Below are 11,185 nucleotides of genomic sequence, written 5' to 3' on the forward strand. Positions count from 1 at the left end.
ATTGTTTTGAACTCATATTTTTCAAAACAAAGATGCTGTCATAGACTTTTTCCTGCTTTTCCACCTGCTGTCCCTCCAATTCCAGAACCCCAAGGACCACTAACGATCATGACATGGAACATCTATTTTGGAACTATTTTAACGCCTTTAGCAGGAACCACTCCAGAGCAACTCCCACAACGTGTTACTGAGGTCTTTACACTGTTTCAAGCAACAAATTTTCCGGTACGAGCAGGGGCTATTGCTAATCAAATTACAAGAAAAAAACCAGATATAATAGGTCTTCAAGAAGCAGCAATATGGCAACTTTTGTTACCCCAAAATTCTGAAGTAGCAGTAGAGTATGATTTTGTTTCGATTCTTCTCAAGGAGTTAGAAAAAAGAGGATTGCATTATGAAGTTTTAGCAATAGTGGATGCTACGTTACCTAGTAGCACCGGCTTCAACGTTCGATTTGTAGATCGAGATGCTATTTTGGTGCGAAAAAATTCAGGACTTAAGTTCTCAAATATACAAACAAAGATTTTTGAAGCTTTTCTTCCCGTTCCAGTTGGCGGTAATGTTGAAAAACTCCTATTTGGTTTTATATCTGTTGATGTCGAAATATCCGGAAAGAAATTTAGACTCGTAAATACTCATTTACAACCCATTACACCTGGAATCCCCCAAACACTTCCAATACAACTGGCTCAAGCTCGCGAACTTTTAACTGGCCCTGGAGCGACTGATCTTCCCTTAGTATTCATAGGGGATTTCAACTCAAATTCTGACGGCAGTGGTCCATCTTACAATCTTTTGATAAATGCTGGATTTAAAGATACATGGACTATCGCAGGAAAAGGCAATGGATTAACATGTTGCCAAGATGCTAATGTATTAAATTTGATCTCGCAACTAGTTGTTAGAATAGACTTAATTCTCTTTCGAGGCGATTTCAAAGTTGAAAAAGTGGACGTTGTAGGAGAAGAGCAAGAGGATCGTACACCAACGGCACTATGGCCTTCTGACCATGCAGGAGTTGTGGCTAGCTTGATTCTTCCCTCCTAAAGAAAGGACTATATTAAAAAACTCTGATAAACAAAAGATACGGTCAGAGAAATATGAATAACGATAAACTGCTACCTTTTCTTTTCTATCAGCATAGTTTTCTTTCAACTGTTTAAATTTACTATAGCCTGATTTACCCATTTTCCCTGCCACCGCAGCACTTGCAACACCCGCGACGCCAGCTACTGCTACACCTCTTCCAACTGCCTTAGATCCACGTCTAACATCACGATATTTCTGCCTAATATTACTCATAGCATCTGATGCTCGGGCTGCTCCTGCACTTGCTGGTACTGTAGTAATAGCATCAAAAATTATTTTACGATATAACCAAACACCTAAGAACGAAAGTACTTGTAATGCAGCAACTACTAAATAACCATACTTATCAGTTGCGCTATATAAGATTGAAGAAACCCAAAACATTAAAGTTAATAGAAAACCAATTGCAACTTTCATAAGTAATGTTCTAAAAAGTTCAGATAAAAATCTCTTAGCTGTCCCAGTCCATGCAGGTACTAAAGCCATTAATAACATTACTGGTGACATCAGCGCTACGATGATAAACATTAATTGATAAAATAACATCGCCATACTACATAAGCCTAAGACAACCCATAAAGGTCCATTGATTAAGAAAAGTAGTAATACTAAAGCGCCACGCTCAAAAGTAGCATCTAAAGTTAATATCGTATTTTTCTTCTGCTCTACTTCCTCTTTTAATAGCTCCTGCCTTTCATCTGCTGCTGTTGTTGTTAACATTTTCTTAATTCTTTCATCACCGATTTTTTTCATATTTGTTGTGCCAAACTGTAATAATGTATAAGGTTGCTTTATTAATAGAGTGTGTGTTAAATCAGTGATGGAATCGACACCGCTTGAATATCCTTCACTTGCTCCACTAATACTTTGTGTTGAATCAAGAACAGTTTTATTTACTTGTTCCGAGAAAGTGTTCAATCCTTTGATAATATAACTTGAATTTGCGAAAAAACCTAAAGTAAAAACTAAAATACCTAATGCTTTTAACATTCCTCCTAGCATATCTGACTGGCGTCGTTGTACAAAACCTACCCAGATAACCCAGCAAGCTAATAAAGCTAACATGAGTCCAATTAATTCACTATATATTCCATTACCCCAAGAACCATTGAACCCTGCTGCTTTAGATATTACATCACCTAATTTATCTCCTACATCAGCTACAATATTGAGACTCATAGATTGGCCGACCATACTTGTAACAAAAGTACTAATTCCAAGATTAATGGTCCATCCAATACTTATAAGACTAAATAATACAGCAACCATTTGTTCTTTAACTTTATCCCCCCATTTCCAGAACTTAAGGGATTCACCAAATCCACCTTCTGGTGTATAAATATCAATCCCATAGCTACTTGGAGGGTATTCCTCATATTTTAATTTTTCCTTACTCTTTGGAATAATATCATCTATAAGAGAAGGTCTGGGTTCTTCCTCTGCATATACTGGGGTAGCTTTAAAAAGTAAATTAAATGCTAAAATCAAAGTACAAATTAATAACAATAGGGTAATAAACTTTTTCATTACATGTTACTCCCCCTTTTATGGGAAACCTATTAATTTTTCGAACTAAACTCATTTGTCGGTTTAGTATTTGCTACTTCATCGATTTCATTTCGATAAGGGGCAGCATAACTTCGAACTTTGAAACCATCTTCTGTACGAACTACTCTTACCCATTTCACTGCTTTATCGATATTTTTAGGGGGCTTCTTTGAAATAAAGTTATACATAATTGTATCCTTATCTACCACATACTCTTTTACTGTATAATCTTTGTAAGATAAATTATTTTGTGGTCCTTGATTCGGATCTAAAATTTTATTTTTATCTCCATCGACGATAAGTTTTCTAATTGTTTTATTATCATGTTGTAAGTCGGCCTTTACAAAATCCAACATCATTTCTCTAGGAGTGTGCCCCTGTTTATCTTTTTCTTCTCCTACATTTGTTTCGCTATTTCCACATGCTGCACTCAGGAAAAGAGTACCTACACATAGACTTGTTAGCATGATTTTTTTGAATTTAGTTTTCAACATATTAACTCACTCCTACATTTATTTTTTCTCCCCCTTCTTCGACAATGGTTGCATTAACTTCCTGCCTTTCATCATCATTTGACTTTCTATAATTCTTTCTTGCATTTGGTCTTGTATCGAATGCATCGTATAAATCTTTAAACACTACATCCATTGTGACAACACCTGTTCTTCCTTGAATGTCTTGGAATAGGCATTGGCCTGTTTCTAAATTTGTAATAATTGCATGATTTTCTTCATTGTCAGGTAATCCAAAGAAATCTAAGATTGAAGAAATTTCTTTACTGTCTGTGTTACGGAATGAGAACTTCATACCGATATTATTCTTAAATGTCTCATCTCCAAGGTCACTTGCACTTTGAGTAGCAAAGTATACTGCAGAGTTTAATGCACGACCTTCACGCACTAACTTACGAGCCAACTCTCGCCCTTGAGAAGTCCCCATAATCGCCCATGCTTCATCCAATAAAACAATTTTGAATTTAGTAGAATCCTTTTGAAAGAATTTTCTTGCAAAAGAAGATAGAGACATGAGCATACTAACTGATAAATTTTCTTGTAAGGTATAATCTTTCGGATCTTTTTGAATATCTGGCATATCAAGGTGCTGAATTTGTATGATATTCACTGCTGTATCAAGTTCAATATCTCTATTTGTTCCATCACCAAAGATTAAGTGTGCAAATGATAAATTCTCAAATGCTTGAATGTGTGCGGCTAATTGTTGATCCACTTTATCCTCACTATCTTCAAGATATTGAGATACAGCTGTTAAGCACGGCTCTTCCATTCCTGCTACGAATTCTACGGCTGAAGCTAAGCGCGGGAATTTCTCCGAGTTATCTGGTTTAATACCTGTAATGAAAGTAAGAATTGTCATCGCTAACTCAATTGCATCTTTTCGGCTATGTTTATGAATGATAAATGGGTCTAATTTCCCCTCATCTCGCCTATCAGTCCCAAGTGTAATTACGTTTACCTTACCTTCTAAGCCGTGTAAATCTTCTGTCCAGTTCCCCCTCTCACCTTTGGGATCGACTATTAGTGTTTGAGCTTCTCCTAGTACTGCTAGATAAACAATTAAGTTCGTTCCAAATGATTTACCAGAACCAGTACTTCCTGTTACTGCAACTGAAAGTGCGCTCGTTTTTTGATTTGCAACAGTATTTGTCGCTGCAAGAGAAGGTGTCATATAAACTGCTTTGTTTAAAATTCCAGTTGTACCTATATAAAATCCGATATTATCACCTAAATCTTGTGTTGCACCAAACATACCGGCCGCCAGAACTCCAGGCTCCATAAAGTGTATATAATCATTTACATATCTTCTAGCACCAGGGATAAATTCATTAAACAGCAGGAACTGATCTCCATATGGTCTTACTAGTTCAATCATCATCTCTCTATAAATAGAAATAAGTGAATTGGTATTTCGACGCATTGTATCTAAATTTTCAGCACATATACAGAAAGATACTGATGTCTTAACTAGTGGCATACGTGTCTTTTGTATAAGGGCTTGTAGCTCAGTAGCTTCCTGAACACCTTCATACACGTTTAATCCAACAGTTTGTGCATTTTCCCTTGCATGCATTTCTTGATCTTCTAAATCCTTTTTCTTCTTATTTAGTTTAGATAGTGCTTTACGATGATTTATGTTTTCTGTACGGACACTTAATTCAATAGGGAAATCTATGTTTTGAATCATATACATCCACTCTTGGTCTGGAAACTCCATCGTATATGGGATTTTAGATGTAGATAAAAAGCTCATATATGCTGGATATTCTAACCCGTCGGTACCAATCTGGGACATTTCAATATGTCTTCCTTTAACATCAAATTCTGCCTCTGATAAACGTAATAAGCTTTCTTGATTTGGTATGATTGCAGAGTCGTCATTTTGTACGGGAGGTGTCCATCCAGCAGTTACTGGCGCCTCTAATGTGCGATAGAAGTTTCTTAATATAATCCATTGCGTTTCATTAGTTTCTAGAGCCCTTACAGCCAAATGTTTTCTTATTTTATTTTTAAAAGCGCTAGCTTCTCTTTTAAACATCTCCAAATCAGTTTTTAGTATTTTGGTATCACCAAGTAACCCAAACTGTTCTGCAGTGTTTTTAAAGGTATGAAATGCTGTATACAACATTTCTTTAAACCCTTCTTGTATGTGTCTTACCTTTAATTTCACGCCAATAAAATATCGGTACTCTACTGCATTTTTACCAAATTTTCGTTCTAGCTCATGTACCACATCATCTGTATGATCAATTGCAAGTTCTTTTAATTCACCGCTTACTGTTTCTTTGAATTCATCTGCTTTTTCTTGGAAGTTCTGATAAACAGGAATCATTAAGAGGTGCTTTTCTTCATCGAAATTCCAAAACAATCCAAGTTGGCGCATGAATAAGGTATTTTTATCATCATCTCCTCGGAATTCGTATGGTATTCCGTATGCCTCATAATACGCCCAGCAAGAGCCATCTTGGTTAAAAATCAAATTTTCGTGAAAGTATTTGACTGGAAATTCAACCTGATTCATTTTACCCTCCTTAGAGAAGAATATGAGACTAAAATAATTCTTCCGTATAGTTTAATTAGTTACTTATTATTGATTGAATCATCCTTGAATCGTATTAAGGTTTTATATTGATAGTTTCCAATATTACCAGTTGTATCTTTATAGCGGCTAATCTTCTTACTTTCGAACATAAACACGAAAAATCGAAATAAAAATTTATGCGGGCTTTTTCCATCCAATTCTACATTGCCAAAGAAGTATGCTATTCCACCTGGTAATATTAAATATTTTAAAAACACATTATTTCCTAAAGGTAAAAACTGATCTAGAATTAAAATTAAAAGTAAAGATCCAACAAAGAAGCCCAACTGTCTATAAGGAACTGGGAAAGGGAGAGTTAAGTCCCTTATTCCGTATAAACTCTTAGGAATATCCCATATCGAGTTGTATGTCCTAACTTCTTTACGAGTCGGCTTTTGAGTCATTTCTACCAACCCCTTTAATATTTTTAGAGATTTTTAATCTATTACTTAAATACTAAATTATATAATTTTGTACCAAGATCTTTGAAAACGTCTGGTGAGAATACAAAAACTGATAATAGTGCACAAACAATTATCCAACCAAGTAAACCAGCCATTTGTCGTTTAACTGCAAAGACGATAACTCCAATAAGTGCTACAACTAAAAAGATCGGGCCCAATTGAGCTACTAACCAGTTTTTAATATTTACTCCAAAATTTATATTACCTATTACAGCTGCATCTGTAATAGCAGGTAATTGATGAGCAATCATATCTAATCCCAAAAGCTCCATAATTATTTACCCTCCACTTTCTCTAATGTGTTTTCAAATTTTTTCATAGAGCTAATTGAAAACTTATTATCTTTATTTACTAGATTTAAATCATATGTGTATGTGTACTCTAAGCTGCTATCGTTGTCTTTTAATTTGGCATCAACTAAGACTCTGTACCCTTTATCCTTATCTTCATAAATCCGCAAGTTTTCTAATTTGCTAAATGTCATAATACCTTTTAGTCCATTTGTTATATTGCTTTTTTCAAAGTAGTAAGCAATTTCTTCTGGTGTTCCTTCTGTATACACTTTAAATACAGACTGCAAAAATTGTTCTACTTTTTTTATTTCTGAATCTGTATTTATTTCTCGTCCTTCTGATTTAAATGTAGCCACTTTATAAGATGCCTTTTCTCTCTCTCCATGAACGATTGTAGGATGGTCAGGAATCACCATCTTCCCTTTCTCTATTAAGATTGGAATAGAGAAGTACCTTGTCACTTCTTTAGGTTCTTTTGGTGTATCTGGGGCTTGAGTTGTTCCAGGAGCTGGATTATTTACAGGTTCTAGTTTTTGAATGATTTTCAATGTAACTTCTGCTTCATTTCCTTTTTGACGAACCTCTACAGCTTCCGACTTAACTAACGTACTAGAAGCATTTTTTAAACTATCTCTATTTAATCCTCCTTGCTCATCGGATCCTTCAATTAAATATTTTTCTAATCGTTTTTTTCGTGTTTCAGCTACATTCATATCAACCTTCCAGTTAAAATAATCAGCGGCAAAACTATTGGCATATGCAATTAATTCTGCTTCCGACATCTTAACTTTTACGGGTTCCTCCTTCTTTTCTTGAACAGCTACTGCTCTAGGAGGACCGGCAAGTTGGATAAATGAAAGGGAGCTTCCTGCAAACACGAATCCCATTACACACCAAAATGTAACCTTACCTACTTTTCTTCCTGTTATAACTGGAACTTTCTCCCTTGTTTTACGTGTCTTCTTTTCTTTAAGTGCTTCTGAATTTTCTTGTTGCATATCTAATAGTTCAGTTGTTTTATTCTTTGCCTTTTTAAAGAATGTAAATTTCTTTTTTTCGGCGTTTTTCTGGGATTTCTTTTTTACCATGTCTTCACCTCTCTTTTTAAATGGTTAGGAGATTACAAGGTTCATTGTAATTTCTACTAATTAACTATCTACTTTAAGTATGATTTACTTTTTTCGGAAATCTAAGAGAAATAAAAAAAATTATGTTTTATATCAAAATTTTTTTAGGAAGATTAAACCTAAATATAATGTTTATTAAAGTACATAAAAAAACCAATTCCATTAAGAAATGAAATTGGTTTTACACAGGATCTATTCTCTATAGTAAGTATTACACAATATAAAAACCTAATATAATATATATCTTTAATATATATAAAGAAAAAAGATAATACTTTTATACAGAGAAAAAATCGTCTTAAAACATTGCTGTGCTAAGGGTTCATCATTACTCTAGCCGTAAAAAATCATAAAAAGTAAATACTGGGAACGTACTTAATGAGCTGGATGATGATTAAAAACTACAAAATATCGTAAAGTAGGTATATAAAAACTACATATAATCATCGTTAATTTGATGCGAGTAAATGAATAAATAATAAATACAAATTTTGCTGATTTATGAACAAGCTTTCCACATTTCTTAAAAACTACACACAATTTATTAACAAATTGGTCAAAGTTAGGAACAGAATCCACTTTTTAAACATAACTAACAGAAGTTTTTCTGATTTTAAGTAGATTTAGAGATAGAACATGATAAGAACAGTACTTAAGGCTTTATGTTATACACATCATGTCAAAATTATTAAGATATCAACAGAATTATAAAAAATATTTATGCTTTTTTGTAGATGAAATGACACAAAAGGATTGAAAATTCAGATTTAATAACTCGAAAATTGTGAATATCTCATTTTGATTTACATGCAATGTATGTAATTGCATAAAAAATAGAGAGGCGTGATCATTAAAATTGAAAACTTTCTCTCTGTTTTGTTTGAAGTAATGCATTTCATAGGGTATCTTCAACACGAATAGCCCTCCACTTTTGTTTTTTCAAAAATAGAGAGCTGTATCTTTACATTGCTGGAAGCAGCTGATCAACTGAATGTGGTGTTTCACTTGTTGAACGGTAGTATGCTTCTAAGGACTGTAGAAACTGAATTAAATCAAAGTCTTCAGGGACCTCAATTACACGAATCTTTTCCTTCGACAATTTATCAACTTTTTCAATGAACAGTTCACGAATATCACTAGGCATGTTAGTTCCTTGATGCCCGCTAGACTTTAATAGTTCACGGATTTCAATTTCTAATGCTGTATATGCGTTAATATTTACTCCTTGCTCATAAGCATATTTTCTAAATAGTGATTCCTCTTGATACTGCATGTAATTACGATGGTAAGCATCTAAGGTTACAGGTACAGCATATTTCGCATGAAGCAGGTCATGCGCTTTACGGAATAGCTTTTGAACATTTCGTAAAGAGTATATAGCAAAATGAGTACCAAATTTAAAAATGGCCTCTTCTTGTTCATGTTTAGGTACATTGTGTGTAATTAAAGGATAAATACCAGTTTTAGCAGCTGTGTCTAATACACGATATTGAGAAGATTGCTTTAATAATTTACTTAGTGTATAAACAAGCTTTTTAGGATATCCTTCTTGTCGATCAATCATTTCTCGTAAGCCACGAACTACTTGGCGAATTTGACGATGACAAGAGTGTTTTAAAACGTTAATGAATTGGTTCATATCCTTTGCAAATTCAGCAATATTCATTTCCACTAACAGATTTTCAATGAATTTAACTTTACGCTTATATGTATCTCGTGGTGTAAAAGGATCACGGTATTCTGCTCCTTCTTCTTTTGCGCATAAGAAATCAGGATGTACAGATAAATGCAATGTTGTGTATTGCTTTTTGTTCTTCTTCCCTTTTTCTAACTTGCAAATTTTAAATAAAGGAGATCCAGTAGCAGATAGCTTTGTTTCTAGTTCTTCAAGCACAGCACGAATCTGATGTGGGTATTTCTTATGTAAGTAACGATACATACCACCAAAGTGAGTTGAGTTTCCTTGTTCATCAACTTTAAATAAAGAACGTTTCAGGGTAGTTTCGCGTTTCTGCTGCATTGCTACATCCATGAATAGTTTCTTAGCTGCAATGGATAACTCAAAGAATTCTTTAGTAAATACTATCGGGCTAATAAATGTATATGCATTTGCTTTATTCGTTTCTTTATTCATGAAATCAGTTAAGGTGATTTTATATTTACCACTGTACTCATTTTCGATTGTAATGATGTTATGGAAACTTAACTTCTTCAAAGCCACATAAAATTGTGAGTGGTGAATATGTGCAAATGCTTCTTTATAATTTTTATAATCTTCCCAAAGCATATGGATCGATACATGCGAAAGCTCACCATATGTATTACATTTTTTATGAAGAAATAGAAATACTTCTACATCAGCATTTGTAATACCATATAGCTTATGTTTTCTGCCCTCATTTTTATCAAATCCACTTACTTTATCTACAATCTTTTTCATTTTCAGTGAAAAAGATGGCTTTGCTTGTTCAACAAATCCCTCTTCATCCGCAATTCGTTCTTCATAGGACATTGAATTCACAATGTCTTCTAGATAAGTATCTTTAAAACTGTAATACTTACCTTCTAAAGCATCTACTAACTTTTGCCATGATTTAATTGTTACAATTACCGGTGTTGTTGTTTCACCATTCAAACTACGTTTGTTCTTTATAACGAAAGGTTTTGCCATCTTTTTCACCTCCTTTTATTTTAAGTTGCAGTTTTCCCCACAATTAGATATAGAATTACATTTTTGATTATATCAAATCGAATACTGGTGAAATCTGTCCCTTTAAGAGGAAAAATAAAAAAATGAAACGTGCCTCAATCCCTTGTGCGACAAGGGGTTTGACGTTTCATGAAAAAAAGTTTGTTGCCACCATAGGGCTATGAAGTTTTTTAAATATGAAACGTAGTGTGTAGTGGGATAAATCTTTCTAAACCATTGATTTTATAGGGTTTCATGCTAATTTTGTTTTAAAGTTGTAGCCATCATATAGCTATAACGTTTCATGTTTTGGATTGACTAAGAAATTTCTCTAGATTTCGTATAAATACTGATATATAGGGAGTTATAACTGTTTTTAAATGAAAAGTTGTAGCCATCATACCGCTATAAACGTTTCATTTCGTTTCATGTTTCCTGCCGTCATATAGCTATAACGTTTCATGTTTTTAAAACAAGTTATATTTTATTGAAAGCTGCTGTAACCCTTGGTATATATAGATTTGTTTGAAGTTTTAAAGTGAAAGTTGTAGCCATCATATAGCTATAATGATTTTATTTTGTTTTCTTTCATAATTAAAGAAGTGGCTTTATATCAACGTTTATTAGTAAATTACATAGAATAAAATTTTTTTTAGTCGAATGATTTTCAGGATATTCTCGTTTCATTTTTTAAAAGTTGTAGCCATCATATAGCTATAACGTTTCATAAATTACGAAATTATAACCACAATATAGCTATTCATTATTATAAGTAAGAAGTAATAGCCATGATAAGGCTACATAGTTTCAAGTAAGAAGTAATAGCCGCGATAAGGCTATATAGTTTCAAGTAAGAAGTAATAGCCGCGATAAGGCTAT

At 33.6% G+C, this 11,185-nt stretch carries 7 protein-coding genes and 1 pseudogene; 1 reads left to right on the top strand and 7 read right to left on the bottom strand.

Features of this window, described 5'->3' with window-relative positions:
- Positions 1–6 precede the first annotated feature (6 nt).
- Positions 7–1,047 carry an endonuclease/exonuclease/phosphatase family protein gene (locus tag DPQ31_RS27520; RefSeq protein WP_208731286.1) on the top strand — a complete coding sequence of 347 codons (1,041 nt, stop codon included), beginning with the start codon at positions 7–9 and terminating at the stop codon, positions 1,045–1,047.
- Between the two features lie 69 nt (positions 1,048–1,116).
- On the opposite strand, the pseudogene DPQ31_RS27525 reads toward DPQ31_RS27520, so the two are convergent.
- From DPQ31_RS27525 to DPQ31_RS27555, 7 genes and pseudogenes are all read right to left on the bottom strand, one after another.
- Positions 1,117–2,616 (bottom strand): annotated as a pseudogene (locus DPQ31_RS27525) (CD3337/EF1877 family mobilome membrane protein); the annotation flags it as partial.
- Positions 2,617–2,648: 32 nt separating this feature from the next.
- Positions 2,649–3,131 (bottom strand): hypothetical protein, encoded by a 483-nt coding sequence (locus DPQ31_RS27530; protein ID WP_061530268.1) that lies wholly within the window; start codon positions 3,129–3,131, stop codon positions 2,649–2,651.
- A gap of 1 nt (position 3,132) precedes the next feature.
- Positions 3,133–5,673 (bottom strand): ATP-binding protein, encoded by a 2,541-nt coding sequence (locus DPQ31_RS27535; protein ID WP_208731287.1) that lies wholly within the window; start codon positions 5,671–5,673, stop codon positions 3,133–3,135.
- 59 nt (positions 5,674–5,732) lie between these two features.
- Entirely contained in the window at positions 5,733–6,137 is a 405-nt protein-coding gene (locus tag DPQ31_RS27540) for a TcpE family conjugal transfer membrane protein (RefSeq protein WP_000192365.1), read from the bottom strand.
- A 41-nt stretch (positions 6,138–6,178) separates the two neighbouring features.
- Positions 6,179–6,469 (bottom strand): hypothetical protein, encoded by a 291-nt coding sequence (locus tag DPQ31_RS27545; protein WP_208731288.1) that lies wholly within the window; start codon positions 6,467–6,469, stop codon positions 6,179–6,181.
- Between the two features lie 2 nt (positions 6,470–6,471).
- Positions 6,472–7,578 carry a conjugal transfer protein gene (locus DPQ31_RS27550; protein WP_208731289.1) on the bottom strand — a complete coding sequence of 369 codons (1,107 nt, stop codon included), beginning with the start codon at positions 7,576–7,578 and terminating at the stop codon, positions 6,472–6,474.
- 1,000 nt (positions 7,579–8,578) lie between these two features.
- Positions 8,579–10,288 carry a hypothetical protein gene (locus tag DPQ31_RS27555; protein WP_208731290.1) on the bottom strand — a complete coding sequence of 570 codons (1,710 nt, stop codon included), beginning with the start codon at positions 10,286–10,288 and terminating at the stop codon, positions 8,579–8,581.
- Between the last annotated feature and the right edge of the window lie 897 nt (positions 10,289–11,185).

This window comes from Bacillus sp. COPE52 (assembly GCF_003355115.1).
Classification (GTDB): Bacteria; Bacillota; Bacilli; order Bacillales; family Bacillaceae_G; genus Bacillus_A; species Bacillus_A toyonensis.